The organism is Streptomyces sp. NBC_00045 (assembly GCF_045041095.1).
In the GTDB taxonomy this organism is placed as follows: domain Bacteria; phylum Actinomycetota; class Actinomycetes; order Streptomycetales; family Streptomycetaceae; genus Streptomyces.
Genome location: NZ_CP108271.1, coordinates 2200117 through 2216891 on the forward strand (window position 1 = coordinate 2200117; position 16775 = coordinate 2216891).

Genomic DNA, 16775 nt, shown 5'->3' on the forward strand with positions numbered 1-16775 from the left:
TCCCCCGGACGTTGGCCTGGCAGGAGGATGTGCGCCGCCCCGCGGGGGCGGTGCACACCAGGACGCCGGGGGGCGGGCATGGCGCAACGGGAAGACGTTCTACGACTGGACGCCCAATGGGCGAGGATCCGGTCGGGGGCCGCGCGGGCGGCGCCGGCCGAGGCCGAGGCGCTGCTCACGGAGCTGATCGGCGCCCTGCGCGAACCGGCGCGGACCGACCCCGAGTGCGCGGCGCGGCTCGGCCTGCGCCTGGGCGACCTGGCGGCCCGCCGGTTCGCCGGCGGTGACCGGGCCGGGGCCCTGTCCGCCGTCGAGGAGGGGTTGCGGCATGCGCAGCAGGCCGCCGCGCACGCCCCGGAGTACGCCCGCTGGTACGCCCGGGGCCTGATCAACCAGGGCGTCTGGCTGTCCTGGCCGCTCAGCGACGGGGACCGGCTGCCCCGCTACCCGCTGGGCCCTGCGGCCGAGAGCGGCCCGAGCGCCATGGAGCGGGCGGCGGGCGAGCGCGCCCGCGACCTGACCCGGGCGGCCGTCGAGGTGTGGGCGGGCCTGGACCAGCACGATCCGGTCAACCGCCGCGGCCTCGCCCAGGCGAAGGTCTTCCTCGGGGACCGCCTCGCGGAGCTGGGCGCCGCCGAGGAGGCGGTGGCCTGGGCGGTGGACGCGGAGGGCGGATTCCGCCAACTGCTGCTCGCGGCTCCCGGCTCCGAGGAGGCCCAGGAGGCGGAGGAGGCCCTCGACCACATCGGCCGCCAGCTCGAACTGCGGCTGCGCTACCTGTCCTTCGACTCCCTGGTGAGCCTGCGCGGGCAGGGCCTGCTGCCGGACCCCCTGCTGCCCCAGGCCGTGGTGGCGGCCCGGATCCAGGGGGTGGCCGAGCCCGAGATGGCGGCGCGGCTGCACCTGGAAGCCGAGCAGGTGCGCACGATGCTGGAGGTCACGCCCTGGCGCGCCGTGTGGCGCTTCGAGGTGCGCGGTCCTGACGGACTGTGGAACGTACAGGAACACCCTTGGCACAACGGGGCAGAAGTGAGGAATAGGACTGCTGAGGACATAGGTGACGAATTGGTCCGCCAGTTCGCGGCGTCCGCGGACTACCCGGGCGACGGCGGCCATTGGCGCGTCGGCGTCTGGTGGCACGAGGAAGGCGACCCCGCCGGGGCCCGGTTCAGGCGGGTCGCGGGACCCGACGCGGCGACGGGCGGGCCTACGGGCGGTGGGGCGGGGACCCCCTCGTGAAAGTTTGCACAAGGCTCCGCGTACGATAAGGGCCGTGTTGACCCCTCTCGCTTACATCGCCAGCCGCTGGACCCCGTCACCCCGGATCGTCCGGCGGGCCGCGCTCGCCGCGCTCGTCATGAGCGTGGTCATCGTCGTCACCGGCGGTGCGGTGCGGCTGACCGGTTCCGGTCTCGGCTGCGACACCTGGCCCAAGTGCACCGACGGCAGCCTGATCGTGACCGAGGAGCAGGGTTTCCACGGCGCCGTCGAGTTCGGCAACCGCATGCTGACGTACGTGCTCTGCGCGGCCGTCGGCTGGGGCATCATCGCGGCCCGCTCGGCCAAGCCCTGGCGCCGTTCGCTGACGCGGCTCGGCTGGCTCCAGTTCTTCATCGTGATGGGCAACGCGGTCCTCGGCGGCATCACCGTGCTGACGGGGCTCAACCCGTACAGCGTGGCCGGGCACTTCCTCCTCGCCACCTCCCTGATCACCGTCACGACGGTGACCTGGCAGCGCACCCGCGAAGGCGACACCGCTCCCCGGCCGCGCGTCCCCGGTCCCGTGCGCAAGCTGTCGTGGGCCTTGATCGCGACCACCCTGGTGCTGGTCGCGGCGGGCACGGTGGTCACCGGTTCGGGTCCGCACGCCGGCGACCGCAGCGAGATCGAGCGGATGCCGTTCGACTGGTCGGCCACCGCCCACGTCCACGCGGTCTCCGCCTGGGTGGTGTGCGCGCTCGCCGTCGCGATGTGGCTGGTGCTGCGCGTGGTCGACGCACCGACCGACACCCGGGCCCGCGCCCGTGACCTGCTGATCGTGCTGCTCGCCCAGGGCGGCATCGGCTACGTCCAGTACTTCACCCACGTGCCCGAGGTCCTGGTCGCCCTCCACATGCTCGGCTCCTGCCTGGTGTGGATCGCCGTGCTCCGCGTGGCGCTGAGCCTGCGCGAGCGGCCCGCCGCACAGGCGGAGATCCCGGCGCAGGCCGACCCGCAGCTCTCCTCCGTCTGAGCCGCCGGGGGCTCGGGGCCCGGCGCCGCGCCGGCCCGGACCCCTCGTGCGCGCCCGCTCAGCCCCGTTCGTCCAGCCGGTAGACGCGGCGGGCATTGCCCGCCGCGATCATGGCCGCGACCCGTTCGGCGTCCCGCCAGGACCAGGCGCCCTCACCGACCCAGCCGCCCAGCACCCGGCCCAACGCCTCTCGGAACACCAGGGCGCCCACCGCGTGCAGCTCGGGCAACCCGCGCCCGCCACTGGAGAACAGCAGCTTGCCGAACGGGGCGAGCTCCAACACCTCGGCCAGCACCCCTGCCGTGCGCGGCCCGCTCTGCCCCGGCGCCGCACCGAGATCGGCGTGGACGTGGGGGAACGCCGCCGCCAGCTGGGCGGCGTGCCGGTGGTACGGGTACCCGCCGAGCAGCACCAGCCGGGTCCCCAGCCCCGCGGTGGCCCGTACGAACTCCGTCAGCAACGCCGGATCGGTCAGCTCCGGCCGCTGCCCCGGCTCGCCCGCGCCCGCCCCGGTGTGCAGCTGGACCGGCAGCCCGGTCGCCACGGCGCTCCACAGCAGGTGCCGCAGGAGCACGGGGTCCCGTACGGCCCCGCCCTTGGAACGCCGGGCCAGCCACCGGCCGGCCGCCCCCCGCACCTCGCCCGGACCGGGCGGCTCCGGGTCGCGCCCGAGCACGGCGGGATACCCCGCGTCCGCACCGCACGTGAAGGCCACGGCCGCGGCGGCCGCGTGGTGGACGGCTCCGGCGAGATTGGCGAGGAAGGCGGGGACCGTGCCGGAGGTGTCGGCGACCTGTTCGGCCAGCAGCTCCAGCCGTACGACCTCGAAGGCGTCGGCGTCCCCCGCGAGCGCCAGTTCCTTGGGGACGGTCAGGTCGCCCGGGACTCCCGTGTCGACCAGATAGGCGGCCACCCCGGAACCGCGCAGCAGCCTGCGCCCGACCTCGGCGACCCCCAGCTCGCGCCGCCGGGCCAGGTAGCGGGCGGGGGTGCAGTGCGGCTCCAGTCCGAGGAGCGGCGGACACCAGCGGCGTACCGCGAACCCGGTCTGGGTGTCGAAGAAGGTGGTCCCGGCGGCGGCCGGGCCGGCCGAGCGGATCAGCTGGGCCTCGAAGGTGCCGAGGCCCAGCTCCGTGCGGAGCACTCCGTGGCAGTACTGGTCCACCAGGGGCGGCGTTTCGATCATCCGGGCATCCCGTTGCGGACGTGAGGAAGGGGCTTCCACACGTCCTAACGGGTGAGTGGGGTGTGAGGTGTTGCTCGCGCTGTTGACCGAGAGGCCACCTGGGGCACTTCCCGGTGGCGGCCGGCGGCGGGCGGAGCCGCTGCCCGACTCAGGCCGCCGGGTTCGACGCCCCGCCGAGCTGGATGCCGGCCATCCGCGACCACTCGTACGGACCGGTCTTCACACGGGCGGCGAACTCGCCGTCGAACTCCTCGTGGAGGGTCAGGCCGGCCTTCTGCGCGGCGAGCTCGGCCACCGCGTAGGTCGGGGCCACCAGATCGCCCCAGCCGCCGTCGGTGCCGACGAGGACGATCCGGGTGCCCGCCTGGCCGATGTGCGCGATCTGGCCCTCGGCGCCGCCGTGCTCCTTGGCGAACGCGCCGATCTGCTTGGCCAGCTTCGCGGCCTTCCGGTCCTGCTTCTTGTCTGCGGTGTCCGCCGTGGTGTCTGCCATGGACAGCATGCTACCGGCGGGTAATGAACGGAGGAAGCGTCAGCGGAGGAAGGGATCCACGGCCACCGCGACGAACAGCAGCGACACGTAGGTGATGGACCAGTGGAACAGGCGCATCTCCTTGAGCTTCGCGCCGGTCACGCCCGCCTTGGCCCGCGCGTGCAGCGCGTGCGCCTCCCACAGCCAAAAGCCGCCGGCCGCCAGCGCGACCGCGGTGTAGAACCAGCCGGTGTACCCCAGCGGGGTCAGCAGCAGCGAGACGGCCACCATCACCCAGCTGTAGATGACGATCTGGCGCGCCACGGCCTTGTTGCCCGCCACGACCGGCAGCATCGGCACGCCGACGCGCGCGTAGTCCTCCTTCACCTTCATGGACAGCGGCCAGTAGTGCGGCGGCGTCCAGAAGAAGATGACGAGGAAGAGGATGACGGCGGCCCAGGAGACCTCGTTCTTGACGGCGGACCAGCCGATGAGCACCGGCATGCAGCCCGCGATGCCGCCCCAGACGATGTTCTGCGCGGTGCGCCGCTTCAGCAGCATCGTGTAGACGACCACGTAGAAGAGGAGCGCGCCGAGCGCGAGCGCGGCCGACAGCCAGTTGACGAGGAACCCGAAGAACAGGGTGGAGACCACCGCGAGGGTGATGCCGAAGGCCAAGCACTCGCGCGGGCTGACCATGCCGGTCACCAGCGGCCGCTGCGACGTCCGGTCCATCAACGCGTCGATGTCGCGGTCGATGTACATGTTCAGCGCGTTGGCGCCGCCTGCGGACAAGTACCCGCCGAAGCAGGTCGCGAGGACCAGCCACAGTGACGGCACGCCCTGCTCGGCGAGGAACATCACCGGCACTGTGGTGATCAGCAGAAGTTCGATGATCCGCGGCTTGGTCAAAGCCACGAAAGCCATGACCCGGGCCCCGAACGGCCGGTGACCGGGGCTCGTCCCGAGCACCCCCGCTGGACGGGATTCGACGGCCGTCACGCACACCCCTGACAGAGAAACCAGCAAGCTCCGGACATATAGGTCCGCGGAAGGCTCGCACGTACCACGCCACTGTAGACGTTGCACTTACGTCGCCCCGCGCGGGGGTCGCCTCGTGTTGGTCCGATCGGACCGTCGACGTTGTGACGGACTGCGCGCACTCGAATAGCTGCACGCCGCCGCGGGGGTAGGCTCGGAATCGCGCCGGTGCACCGTTCGTCACCGGGTAACAAAGACATGTGGAGAGGAGCCCTGACTCACGGTGAGCACCAAGCCGACGACCACAGAGCTCGACTGGACCGACCTCGACCAGCGGGCCGTCGACACCGCCCGCATCCTGGCCGCCGACGCGGTCCAGAAGGTCGGTAACGGCCACCCCGGTACGGCGATGAGCCTGGCCCCCGCCGCGTACACCCTCTTCCAGAAGGTGATGCGGCACGACCCCGCGGATCCCGAGTGGGTCGGCCGCGACCGTTTCGTGCTTTCCGCGGGTCACTCGTCCCTCACTCTTTACACCCAGCTCTACCTCGGCGGCTTCGGCCTGGAGCTGGCCGACCTGGAGGCCTTCCGCACCTGGGGTTCCAAGACCCCCGGCCACCCGGAGTACGGTCACACGGCCGGCGTCGAGACCACCACCGGCCCGCTGGGCCAGGGCATCGCCAACGCGGTGGGCATGGCCATGGCCGCCCGTTACGAGCGCGGCCTGTTCGACCCGGAGGCCGCCCCGGGCACCTCCCCGTTCGACCACATGGTCTACGCGGTCGCGGGCGACGGCTGCCTCCAGGAGGGCATCTCCCACGAGGCGTCCGCCCTGGCCGGCCACCAGAAGCTCGGCAACCTGGTGCTGCTGTGGGACGACAACCACATCTCCATCGAGGGCGACACCGAGACGGCCGTCTCCGAGGACACCCTGAAGCGCTACGAGGCCTACGGCTGGCACGTCCAGCGCGTCGCCCAGCAGCCGAACGGCGACCTCGACCCGAAGGCGCTGTTCGAGGCCCTGGCCGCGGCCAAGGCCGAGACCGGGCGCCCCTCCTTCATCGCGATGCGCTCGATCATCGCCTGGCCGGCCCCGCACGCCCAGGGCACCGAGGCCTCGCACGGCTCGGCCCTCGGCGACGACGAGGTGGCCGCGACCAAGCGCGTGCTCGGCTTCGACCCGGAGAAGAGCTTCGACGTCTCCGACGAGGTCCTCTCGCACACCCGCAAGGCGCTGGACCGGGGCCGCGAGGCCAAGGCCGCGTGGGAGAAGGAATTCTCCGCCTGGCGCACCGCCAACGCGGAGCGCGCCGCCGAGTTCGACCGCATCAACGCCAACGAGCTGCCCGCGGGCTGGGAGGACAAGCTCCCCGCCTTCGAGACCGGCAAGGGCGTCGCCACCCGCGCGGCCTCCGGCAAGGTGCTCGAAGCGCTCGGTTCGGTCATCCCGGAGCTGTGGGGCGGCTCGGCCGACCTGGCCGGCTCCAACAACACCACGATCGACAAGCACTCGTCCTTCCTCCCGAAGGGCAACCCGCTGCCGGAGGCCGACCCGTACGGCCGCACCGTCCACTTCGGCATCCGCGAGCACGCCATGGCCGCGACCATGAACGGCATCGCGCTGCACGGCCACACCCGCATCTACGGCGGCACCTTCCTGGTGTTCTCCGACTACATGCGCAACGCCGTCCGCCTGTCCGCGCTGATGCACGTGCCGGTGACGTACGTGTGGACGCACGACTCCATCGGTCTGGGCGAGGACGGCCCGACCCACCAGCCGATCGAGCACCTCGCCTCGCTGCGCGCCATCCCGGGCCTGAACGTGGTCCGCCCGGCCGACGCGAACGAGACCGTCATCGCCTGGCGCGAGATCCTGCGCCGCCACACCAAGGTGTTCGGCAAGGGCGCCCCGCACGGTCTGGCGCTGACCCGCCAGGGCGTACCGACGTACGAGCGCAACGAGGACGCCGCCAAGGGCGGGTACGTGCTCTTCGAGGCGGAGGGCGGTCAGGCGCAGGTCGTCCTGATCGGTACGGGCTCCGAGGTCCAGCTCGCTGTCGGCGCGCGCGAGGCGCTCCAGGCCGAGGGCGTCCCGACCCGTGTGGTCTCGATGCCGTCCGTCGAGTGGTTCGAGGAGCAGGACCAGGCGTACAAGGACAGCGTCCTGCCGCCGTCCGTCAAGGCGCGGGTCGCGGTCGAGGCCGGTGTCGGCCTGACCTGGCACCGCTACGTCGGCGACGCCGGCCGGATCGTCTCGCTGGAGCACTTCGGTGCCTCGGCCGACGCCAAGGTGCTGTTCCGCGAGTTCGGTTTCACCCCCGAGGCCGTGGCCGCCGCCGCCAAGGCCTCTCTTGATGAAATCGGTGGGATCACCGCCGCCGCGCGCTGACACCGGTACACGAACCAGTAGGAGATGCAATTCCCATGACAGACGCACTCAAGCGCCTCTCCGACGAGGGCGTGGCGATCTGGCTGGACGACCTGTCCCGCAAGCGCATCACGTCCGGCAACCTGGCCGAGCTCATCGACCAGTCGCACGTGGTCGGTGTCACCACCAACCCGTCGATCTTCCAGAAGGCGATCAGCAGCGGTGACGGCTACGAGCAGCAGCTCGCCGACCTCGCCGCCCGCAAGGTCACCGTCGACGAAGCCATCCGGATGATCACGACGGCGGACGTCCGCGACGCCGCCGACATCCTGCGCCCGGTCTACGACCGCACCGACGGCCAGGACGGCCGGGTCTCCATCGAGGTCGACCCCCGGCTGGCCCACGACACCACGGCGACGATCGCCGAGGCCAAGCAGCTCGCCTGGCTGGTGGACCGCCCGAACACGCTGATCAAGATCCCGGCGACCAAGGCCGGCCTGCCGGCGATCACCGAGGTCATCGGCAAGGGCATCAGCGTCAACGTCACGCTGATCTTCTCGCTGGAGCGCTACCGCGAGGTCATGGACGCGTACCTGGCGGGTCTGGAGAAGGCCAAGGCCGCTGGCCTGGACCTGTCCGAGATCCACTCGGTCGCCTCCTTCTTCGTGTCCCGCGTGGACAGCGAGATCGACAAGCGCCTGGACGCCGTCGGCTCCGACGAGGCGAAGGCCCTCAAGGGCAAGGCGGCCCTCGCCAACGCCCGTCTGGCTTACGAGGCCTACGAGGAGGTCTTCTCCTCCGACCGGTGGAACGCCCTGGAGCGCGTCGGCGCCAACAAGCAGCGTGCGCTGTGGGCCTCGACGGGCGTCAAGGACCCGGCGTACAAGGACACCCTGTACGTGGTCGACCTGGTCGCCCCGAACACGGTGAACACCATGCCGGAGGCGACGCTGGAGGCGACCGCCGACCACGGCGAGATCACCGGTGACACCGTGCGCGGCACCTACGAGCAGGCGCGTGCCGAGCTCGATGCGGTCGCGAAGCTGGGCATCTCGTACGACGATGTCGTGCAGCTGCTGGAGGACGAGGGCGTCGAGAAGTTCGAGGCGGCTTGGAACGACCTGCTGAAGTCCACGGAGGCGGAGCTTGAGCGCCTCGCCCCTACGGAGGCCTGAGCACTTTGTCTGTAGACGGAGCGAACCCGCTTCGTGACGCACAGGACCGGCGGCTCCCGCGTATCGCGGGGCCGTCCGGCCTGGTCATTTTCGGCGTTACGGGTGACCTGTCGCGCAAGAAGCTGATGCCCGCCATCTACGACCTGGCGAACCGGGGGCTGCTGCCGCCGGGCTTCTCGCTGATCGGCTTCGCCCGCCGTGAGTGGGAGCACGAGGACTTCGCACAGGAGGTGTACGAGGCCGTCAAGCAGCACTCGCGCACCCCCTTCCGGGAGGAGGTCTGGCAGCAGCTGGTGCAGGGCTGCCGGTTCGTGCAGGGCGACTTCGACGACGACGCGGCGTTCGAGACGCTGAAGTCGACGATCGACGAGCTCGACAAGGCGCAGGGGACGGGCGGCAACTTCGCCTTCTACCTGTCCGTGCCGCCGAAGTTCTTCCCCAAGGTGGTCCAGCAGCTCAAGAACCACGGGCTGGCGCAGAAGGAGGGCTCTTGGCGGCGTGCCGTCATCGAGAAGCCCTTCGGGCACGACCTGAAGAGCGCCGAGGAGCTCAACAAGGTCGTCCACGAGGTGTTCCCGCGTGACGAGGTCTTCCGGATCGACCACTACCTCGGCAAGGAGACCGTCCAGAACATCCTGGCGCTCCGCTTCGCCAACACGATGTTCGAGCCGATCTGGAACCGGTCGTACGTCGACCACGTGCAGATCACCATGGCCGAGGACATCGGCATCGGCGGCCGGGCCGGGTACTACGACGGCATCGGCGCGGCCCGTGACGTCATCCAGAACCACCTGCTCCAGCTGCTCGCGCTGACCGCGATGGAGGAGCCCGGCTCCTTCCACCCCAAGGCGCTGGTGGCGGAGAAGCTCAAGGTCCTCACGGCCGTGGAGCTCCCCGAGGACCTGGGCAAGCACACCGTGCGCGGCCAGTACTCGGCGGCGTGGCAGGGCGGCGAGAAGGTCGTCGGGTACCTCGAAGAGGACGGCATCGACCCCAAGTCGAAGACCGACACCTACGCGGCGATCCGCCTGGAGATCAACAACCGCCGCTGGGCGGGCGTCCCGTTCTACCTGCGGACCGGCAAGCGCCTGGGCCGCCGCGTCACCGAGATCGCCGTGGTCTTCAAGCGGGCCCCGTACCTGCCGTTCGAGTCGGGCGCGACCGAGGAGCTGGGGCAGAACGCCCTGGTCATCCGGGTCCAGCCGGACGAGGGCGTGACGGTGCGCTTCGGCTCCAAGGTTCCGGGCACCTCCATGGAGGTCCGGGACGTCACGATGGACTTCGCGTACGGCGAGTCCTTCACGGAGTCGAGCCCCGAGGCGTACGAGCGGCTGATCCTCGACGTCCTGCTGGGTGACGCGAACCTCTTCCCGCGCCACCAGGAGGTCGAGCTGTCCTGGAACATCCTCGACCCGATCGAGGAGTACTGGGACAAGCACGGCAAGCCCGCGCAGTACCCGGCGGGCACCTGGGGGCCGATCGAGGCGGACGAGATGCTCGCACGAGACGGACGGAGCTGGCGCCGGCCATGAAGATCGACCTCACGGAGACCACCTCCAGCAAGATCAACGCCGCGTTGGTGCAGGCGCGCCGGGACATCGGCACGCCGGCCATCGGCATGGTCCTCACGCTGGTGATCGTGACCGACGAAGAGAACGCGTACGACGCGCTCAAGTCGGCGAACGACGCGTCCCACGAACACCCTTCGCGGATCGTCGTCGTCATCAAGCGGGTCAGCCGCTCGCCGCGCAGCCGCCGCGACGCCCGACTCGACGCGGAAGTCCGCGTCGGGGCGGACGCCGGCACCGGTGAGACGGTGGTGCTCCGCCTTCACGGTGAACTGGTCAACCACGCCCAGTCCGTGGTTCTCCCGCTCCTCCTGCCGGACGCGCCCGTCGTGGTCTGGTGGCCGGACGGCGCCCCGGCGAACCTGATGGGCGATCCGCTGGGTGCGCTCGGGCAGCGCCGGATCTCGGACACGTACGCCTGCGAGAGCCCGCAGCAGGCGCTCGGGGACCGGGCCGCGGCCTACGCCCCGGGTGACACGGACCTGTCCTGGACCCGGATCACGCCGTGGCGCTCGATGCTGGCCGCCGCGCTGGACCAGCAGACCGTGAAGGTCACCTCGGCGGTCGTCGAGGGCGAGGACGAGAACCCGAGCTGCGAGCTGCTGGCCATGTGGCTGGCGGACCGCCTCCAGGTGCCCGTCCGGCGGACCGGTTCGCAGGGCCCCGGCCTGACCTCGGTCCGGCTGGAGACCAAGGACGGCGACATCGTCCTGGACCGGGCCGACGGCTCGCTGGCCACGCTGTGCATGCCGGGTCAGCCCGACCGTGCAGTGGCGCTCAAGCGCCGCGACACGGCCGAGCTGCTCGCGGAGGAGCTGCGCCGGCTCGACCCGGACAACACCTACGAGGCCGCGCTGAAGTTCGGCGTGTCGCGTCTGGAGGCCGCTGTGGCCGCCGGCGCGTCGGCCGCTCCGGCGAAGACGGCGCCCGCACCGGCCGAGGTCACGGCCACGGACTCCCCCGAGACCGTGACCGGCCCCAAGGCCGACGCCGGGGCCGCGAAGCCCGCGGCCAAGCCCGCCAAGCCGGCCAGGAAGTCCTCGGCCAAGTAGCCGGCAGCCGCTGCGCGGAGCCGTCCCCGGCAGGGGATCCGGCTCCGCGCAGCGGTACACGTACCCACCGCACTATCAAGAAGGCGGCACCACCATGGGTATGACGACTCCCCAGGTCGTCGTCCACCGGGACAAGGAGCTGATGGCGCAGGCCGCGGCGGCCCGGCTCATCACGAAAATCGTGGACGCGCAGGCGGCCCGGGGCAGCGCCTCGGTGGTCCTGACCGGCGGGCGCAACGGCAACGGGCTGCTGGCCGCACTGGCGGCGGCCCCGGCCCGGGACGCCGTCGACTGGGCCCGGCTGGACCTGTGGTGGGGCGACGAGCGGTACGTCCCGGCCGACGACCCCGAGCGCAACCACGTACAGGCCCGGGAGGCCCTCCTGGACGCCGTCCCGGTGGACCCGGCGCGGGTGCACGTCATGCCGGCCTCGGACGGCCCGTACGGGGCGGACGTGGATGCCGCGGCCGCGGCCTACGCGGCCGAGCTGGCGAAGGCCGCGGGGCCCGAGGACCACGGCCCGGTCCCCACCTTCGACGTGCTGATGCTGGGTGTCGGTCCGGACACCCACGTCGCTTCGCTCTTCCCCGAGCACCCCGCCTCCCGCGAGACGGAGCGCACGGTGGTCGGCGTGCACGGCGCACCCAAGCCCCCGCCGACGCGGGTCTCGCTGACCCTCCCGGCGATCCGGGCGGCCCGGGAGGTCTGGCTGCTGGCGGCCGGCGAGGACAAGGCGGGCGCGGTGGCCATCGCGCTCGGCGGCGCGGGCGGCGTACAGGCGCCCGCCGCGCAGGCCTGCGGCCGCTCGCGCACCCTGTGGCTGCTGGACCGCGCGGCCGCGGCGAAGCTCCCGGCGGGGCTGTATCCGCCGGCCGCGTCCTGACGCGGCTTCCCGAACACGGAAGGGCCCGCTCTCCCCGGGGAGAGCGGGCCCTTCGTCATGACCGGGCGGCGACGGGCTCAGGCGCGGCCGCGCAGCTCCCGGTAGGTGGCCACGAGGGCCTTCGACGAGGCGTCCAGACCCGGAACGTCCGCGCCCTCCGTCAGCGCCGGCTCGACCCGCTTGGCGAGGACCTTGCCGAGCTCGACGCCCCACTGGTCGAAGGAATCGATGTTCCACACCGCGCCCTGGACGAACACCTTGTGCTCGTACAGCGCGATCAGCTGGCCCAGCACCGCCGGGGTGAGGTCCTGCGCCAGGATCGTCGTGGTCGGGTGGTTCCCCTTGAAGGTCTTGTGCGGGACCAGGGGCTCCGGCACGCCCTCCGCCCGGACCTCGTCCGCGGTCTTGCCGAAGGCCAGCGCCTGCGTCTGCGCGAAGAAGTTCGCCATCAGCAGGTCGTGCTGCGCCGCGAGCGGGGGCGGCAGTTCGCCGATCGGGCGGGCGAAGCCGATGAAGTCCGCCGGGATCACCCTCGTGCCCTGGTGGATCAACTGGTAGTAGGCGTGCTGCCCGTTGGTGCCGGGCGTGCCCCACACCACCGGACCGGTCTGCCAGTCCACCGGATTGCCGTCCCGGTCCACGGACTTGCCGTTGGACTCCATGTCCAGCTGCTGCAGGTACGCGGTGAAGCGGGAGAGGTAGTGGCTGTACGGCAGGACGGCGTGCGACTGCGCGTCGAAGAACGCCCCGTACCAGATCCCCAACAGGCCCATGAGGAGCGGTGCGTTCTGCTCCGGCGGCGCCGTGCGGAAGTGCTCGTCCACCGTGTGGAAGCCGCCCAGCAGCTCCCGGAAGGCGTCCGGGCCGATCGCGATCATCAGGGAGAGGCCGATCGCGGAGTCGAAGGAGTAGCGTCCACCGACCCAGTCCCAGAACCCGAACATGTTGTCCGGGTCGATGCCGAACGAGGTGACCTTCTCCGCGTTGGTCGACAGCGCCACGAAGTGCCGCGCCACGGCCGCCGCGTCACCGCCGAGACCCGCCAGCAGCCACTCGCGCGCCGACTCGGCGTTGGTGATGGTCTCGATGGTGGTGAAGGTCTTGGAGGCGATGATGAACAGCGTCTCGGCCGGGTCCAGGTCCCGTACCGCCTCGTGCAGGTCGGCGCCGTCCACGTTGGACACGAACCGTACGGTCAGCGCGCGGTCGGTGAACGCGCGCAGCGCCTCGTACGCCATCGCCGGACCCAGGTCGGAGCCGCCGATGCCGATGTTGACCACGTTCTTGATGCGCTTGCCGGTGAAGCCGGTCCACTGCCCCGAGCGGACCTGGTCGGAGAAGGCCGCCATCTTGTCGAGGACGGCGTGGACTTCCGGGACGACGTTCTCGCCGTCCACCTCGACCACCGCGTCCGCGGGTGCGCGCAGGGCGGTGTGCAGGACCGCCCGGTCCTCGGTCGTGTTGATCTTCTCGCCGCGGAACATCGCCTCGCGCAGCTCGGCCACGCCCGTCGCCGCCGCCAGCTCCCGCAGCAGCTCCAGCGTCTCGTCGGTCACGAGGTGCTTCGAGTAGTCGACGTACAGGTCCCCGACCCGCAGGGTGTAGCCCGTGCCCCGGTTCGGATCCGCTTCGAACAGCTCTCGCAGATGCGTCTGCCCCAGCTCTTCGCGGTGCTTGCCGAGTGCCAGCCACTCGGGCGTCCGGTTGAGCCTCGTACGGCCCTCCGGTCGCCCACCGCCACCCTCGCTCGACGCGCTTCGCTCGGCGGCCTGATTTGCGTTCATCTCGGACATCAACCCGTTTCTTCCGTCCTGTCGTGCCCCGCCGATCACCAACCTAAGGGATCGGAAGCGGCGCAACGCACGCAAAGGGGCCCGGCCCGCTGGAGAACGACTCCTGCGGGCCGGGCCCGATGTCACACCGTCACTGCTCCGTTTTCAGATCTCGCCGCGGAGTTTGGCCAGCGCCTCGGCGAGGATCGCCTCGCCATCGGCGTCCGTGCGGCGCTCCCGTACGTACGCCAGGTGCGTCTTGTAGGGCTCGGTGCGCGGCGGCGCCGGCGGGTTGTCCCGGTCTTGGCCGGCCGGGAACCCGCAGCGCGGGCAATCCCAGGTGTCCGGCACCTGTGCGTCGCTGGCGAAGCTCGGCTGCGTCTCGTGCCCGTTCGAGCACCAGAAGGAGATGCGCAGGCGGGGCGCGGATTCGCCGCGCTCGGCCTCACCCATCGGCCCCGCTCCGACCCGACTGCCACGGATCGCGTTGCCACTTGCCACGGTCGTAACTCCCTGCGTGATGGTGCCGCGAAGCGTGAGTGGATTCCGCTGCGGGCGCCCCAGTCTACGTAAGGCCCAACGCGCGTCCATCACATGGAGTTACTCACCCCACGCGCGGACGCCGTCCTCATGATAGGCGGGGCGGAGCCGACCGGACCGGCGGAATGGCCAGAACCGTCTGCTTCCCTACTTCAGCAGAATGCCGAGCGTCATGATGCAGGCGAACCAGAGGAGACCGATCACGACGGTGATGCGGTCCAGGTTGCGCTCGGCGACCGAGGAACCGCCGACCGACGACTGCATGCCGCCGCCGAACATGTCGGAAAGGCCGCCGCCCTTGCCCTTGTGCATCAGCACGAGCAGCATCAGCAGGGCGCTGAAGACGATCAGGGCGATCGAGAACCCCATAATCACGGCTGATTCCTACTTTCTGGCTTTTCTGGCTTTCCGGCTCTGCTGGATGTGCGCGGGGGCCAGTGGCTGGTCGTTCAGCCTCCTGGCCCCCGCAAGGGTACGACGGATCCGTCCTACCGCATACTCACTGCGACGATCACGCAGGTCACTGGTCGCGGAACCGGACGATCTTCACGAACTCGTCCGCGTCCAGAGCCGCGCCGCCGATCAGCGCGCCGTCGACGTCGGGCTGCGCCATGATCGCGGCGATGTTGCCCGACTTCACCGAGCCGCCGTACTGGATGCGGACCTTGTCGGCCAGCTCCTGGGAGTACAGCTCGGCGAGGCGGGTGCGGATCGCCCCGCAGACCTCCTGCGCGTCCTCGGGGGTGGCGACCTCGCCGGTCCCGATCGCCCAGACGGGCTCGTACGCGATCACGATGGACTCGACCTGCTCGGCCGGAACGTCCTTGAGGCCGCCGTCGACCTGGGCGAGGGTGTACGGGACCTGCTGTCCGGCCTTGCGGACGTCCAGGCCCTCGCCGACGCACAGGATCGGGGTGATCCCGTGCTGGTAGGCGGCCTTGACCTTGGCGTTGCAGAGCTCGTCGCCCTCGCCGTGGTACTGGCGGCGCTCGCTGTGGCCGACGGCCACGTACGTGCACTTCAGCTTCGCGAGCATCGAACCGGAGATCTCGCCAGTGTAGGCGCCGGAGTCGTGCGCCGAGATGTCCTGGGCGCCGTACTTGATCTTCAGCTTGTCGCCGTCGACCAGGGTCTGGACCGAGCGCAGGTCGACGAAGGGCGGCAGGACCGCGACCTCGACGGCGTCGTAGTCCTTGTCAGCGAGCGCGAAGGCGAGCTTCTGGACGTGCGCGATGGCCTCAAGGTGGTTGAGGTTCATCTTCCAGTTGCCCGCCATCAGCGGGGTACGCGTGGTCATAGGGGTTCAGACCTCCAGTGCGGCGAGGCCGGGGAGCGTCTTGCCCTCAAGGTATTCGAGGGAGGCGCCGCCACCGGTCGAGATGTGGCCGAAGGCGTTCTCGTCGAAGCCGAGCGTGCGCACGGCCGCGGCGGAGTCGCCGCCGCCGACCACGGTGAACGCGCTGCTGTCGACGAGGGCTCGCGCGATGGCGCTGGTGCCTCCGGCGTAGTCGGGGTGCTCGAAGACGCCCACGGGACCGTTCCAGAACACGGTCTCCGCGTCGGCGATCTTCGACGCGTACAGCTCGCGGGTCTTGGGACCGATGTCCAGACCCTCCTTGTCGGCGGGGATCTTGTCCGCGTCGACGGTCTCGAAGACGGCCGGAGCCTTGGTCTTCAGGTCCGGGAAGTTGGCCGAGGCCAGGATGTCGACCGGGAGGACCAGCTCGACGCCGTTCTTCTCGGCGCGCTCCATGTACTCCGTGACCTTGTCCAGCTGGTCTTCCTGGAGCAGGGAGATGCCGACCTCGTAGCCCTTGGCCTTGAGGAAGGTGTACGCCATGCCGCCGCCGATGAGCAGGCGGTCGGCCTTGCCGAGGAGCTCGTCGATGACAGCGAGCTTGTCGGAGACCTTGGCGCCGCCGAGGACGACCACGTACGGGCGCTTGACTTCGGCGGTCAGCTTCTTCAGGACGCCGACCTCGGTGGCGATCAGGTAACCGGCTGCGTGCGGGAGGCGCGCGGGCAGGTCGAAGACCGAGGCGTGCTTGCGGTGGACGGCGCCGAAGCCGTCGCCGACGTAGAGGTCGGCCAGCTCGGCGAGCTCGTCCGCGAAGGCGCCGCGCTCGGCGTCGTCCTTCGAGGTCTCACCGGCGTTGAAGCGCAGGTTCTCGATGACTGCGACCTGCCCGTCGGCGAGGGCGGCGACGGTCTCCTTGGCGGAGTCTCCGACGGTGTCGGTGGCGAACGCGACGTCCGCACCGAGCAGTTCACCCAGTCGCTTGGCGGCCGGAGCGAGCGAGAAGGCCGGCTCCGGGGCGCCCTTGGGGCGGCCCAGGTGCGAGGCGACGACCACGCGGGCGCCGGATTCGGCGAGCTTCGCGATGGTCGGCAGCACGGCGCGGATGCGGCCGTCGTCGCTGATCTCACCGTTCGCCAGAGGCACGTTGAGGTCCGCGCGGACGAAGACCCGCTTGCCGGTGACGCCTTCGGCGAGCAGTTCGTCGATCGTCTTCATGTGTTTCTACTCCTTATCCCCATACACGGG

General features: G+C 70.9%; 15 protein-coding genes. 7 read left to right on the top strand and 8 right to left on the bottom strand.

Going from position 1 to position 16775, the window contains the following annotated elements:
* Positions 1–78 precede the first annotated feature (78 nt).
* Together OHA65_RS10425 and OHA65_RS10430 are read left to right on the top strand one after the other, a co-directional pair.
* Positions 79–1239 carry a hypothetical protein gene (locus OHA65_RS10425; RefSeq protein WP_327282846.1) on the top strand — a complete coding sequence of 387 codons (1161 nt, stop codon included), beginning with the start codon at positions 79–81 and terminating at the stop codon, positions 1237–1239.
* A 25-nt stretch (positions 1240–1264) separates the two neighbouring features.
* Positions 1265–2233: a COX15/CtaA family protein gene (locus tag OHA65_RS10430; RefSeq protein ID WP_405759178.1), complete on the top strand. Its 969-nt coding sequence runs from the start codon at positions 1265–1267 to the stop codon at positions 2231–2233.
* Positions 2234–2291: 58 nt separating this feature from the next.
* Here OHA65_RS10430 and OHA65_RS10435 read toward each other — a convergent pair whose 3' ends face one another.
* The 3 genes from OHA65_RS10435 to OHA65_RS10445 form a co-directional block, all read right to left on the bottom strand.
* A complete protein-coding gene (locus OHA65_RS10435) occupies positions 2292–3419 on the bottom strand; it encodes an amidohydrolase family protein (RefSeq protein WP_405761769.1) in 1128 nt (375 codons plus the stop codon).
* 148 nt (positions 3420–3567) lie between these two features.
* Positions 3568–3912 (bottom strand): hypothetical protein, encoded by a 345-nt coding sequence (locus OHA65_RS10440; RefSeq protein ID WP_327282849.1) that lies wholly within the window; start codon positions 3910–3912, stop codon positions 3568–3570.
* A 39-nt stretch (positions 3913–3951) separates the two neighbouring features.
* The gene (locus OHA65_RS10445) at positions 3952–4899 is read right to left on the bottom strand and encodes a heme o synthase (protein WP_327285604.1); all 948 of its coding nucleotides are present in this window, start codon (positions 4897–4899) and stop codon (positions 3952–3954) included.
* A gap of 256 nt (positions 4900–5155) precedes the next feature.
* Between OHA65_RS10445 and tkt the strand changes: the two genes are divergently transcribed.
* The 5 genes from tkt to pgl all read left to right on the top strand — a co-directional run bounded on the left by tkt (position 5156) and on the right by pgl (position 11918).
* Complete coding sequence (gene tkt, locus OHA65_RS10450; protein ID WP_327282850.1) at positions 5156–7261, top strand: transketolase; 2106 nt, start codon at positions 5156–5158, stop codon at positions 7259–7261.
* 35 nt (positions 7262–7296) lie between these two features.
* Complete coding sequence (gene tal / locus OHA65_RS10455; RefSeq protein ID WP_327282851.1) at positions 7297–8415, top strand: transaldolase; 1119 nt, start codon at positions 7297–7299, stop codon at positions 8413–8415.
* 5 nt (positions 8416–8420) lie between these two features.
* Positions 8421–9947, top strand: coding sequence for a glucose-6-phosphate dehydrogenase (gene zwf / locus OHA65_RS10460; RefSeq protein ID WP_327282852.1), 1527 nt, complete (start codon positions 8421–8423; stop codon positions 9945–9947).
* Positions 9944–11035 carry a glucose-6-phosphate dehydrogenase assembly protein OpcA gene (gene opcA, locus OHA65_RS10465; protein WP_327282853.1) on the top strand — a complete coding sequence of 364 codons (1092 nt, stop codon included), beginning with the start codon at positions 9944–9946 and terminating at the stop codon, positions 11033–11035. The genes zwf and opcA overlap by 4 nt, the downstream gene beginning before the upstream one ends.
* A gap of 100 nt (positions 11036–11135) precedes the next feature.
* Positions 11136–11918, top strand: coding sequence for a 6-phosphogluconolactonase (gene pgl / locus OHA65_RS10470; RefSeq protein WP_327282854.1), 783 nt, complete (start codon positions 11136–11138; stop codon positions 11916–11918).
* Between the two features lie 77 nt (positions 11919–11995).
* On the opposite strand, the gene pgi is transcribed toward pgl, so the two are convergent.
* The 5 genes from pgi to OHA65_RS10495 all read right to left on the bottom strand — a co-directional run bounded on the left by pgi (position 11996) and on the right by OHA65_RS10495 (position 16745).
* Entirely contained in the window at positions 11996–13702 is a 1707-nt protein-coding gene (gene pgi / locus OHA65_RS10475) for a glucose-6-phosphate isomerase (RefSeq protein ID WP_405763392.1), read from the bottom strand.
* 153 nt (positions 13703–13855) lie between these two features.
* Positions 13856–14191 (bottom strand): RNA polymerase-binding protein RbpA, encoded by a 336-nt coding sequence (locus tag OHA65_RS10480; protein ID WP_007263454.1) that lies wholly within the window; start codon positions 14189–14191, stop codon positions 13856–13858.
* Between the two features lie 186 nt (positions 14192–14377).
* Positions 14378–14599 (bottom strand): preprotein translocase subunit SecG, encoded by a 222-nt coding sequence (gene secG, locus OHA65_RS10485; protein WP_327285605.1) that lies wholly within the window; start codon positions 14597–14599, stop codon positions 14378–14380.
* A 151-nt stretch (positions 14600–14750) separates the two neighbouring features.
* Positions 14751–15527: a triose-phosphate isomerase gene (gene tpiA / locus OHA65_RS10490; RefSeq protein WP_327282856.1), complete on the bottom strand. Its 777-nt coding sequence runs from the start codon at positions 15525–15527 to the stop codon at positions 14751–14753.
* A gap of 6 nt (positions 15528–15533) precedes the next feature.
* Positions 15534–16745, bottom strand: coding sequence for a phosphoglycerate kinase (locus tag OHA65_RS10495; RefSeq protein ID WP_327282857.1), 1212 nt, complete (start codon positions 16743–16745; stop codon positions 15534–15536).
* Positions 16746–16775: the final 30 nt, after the last annotated feature.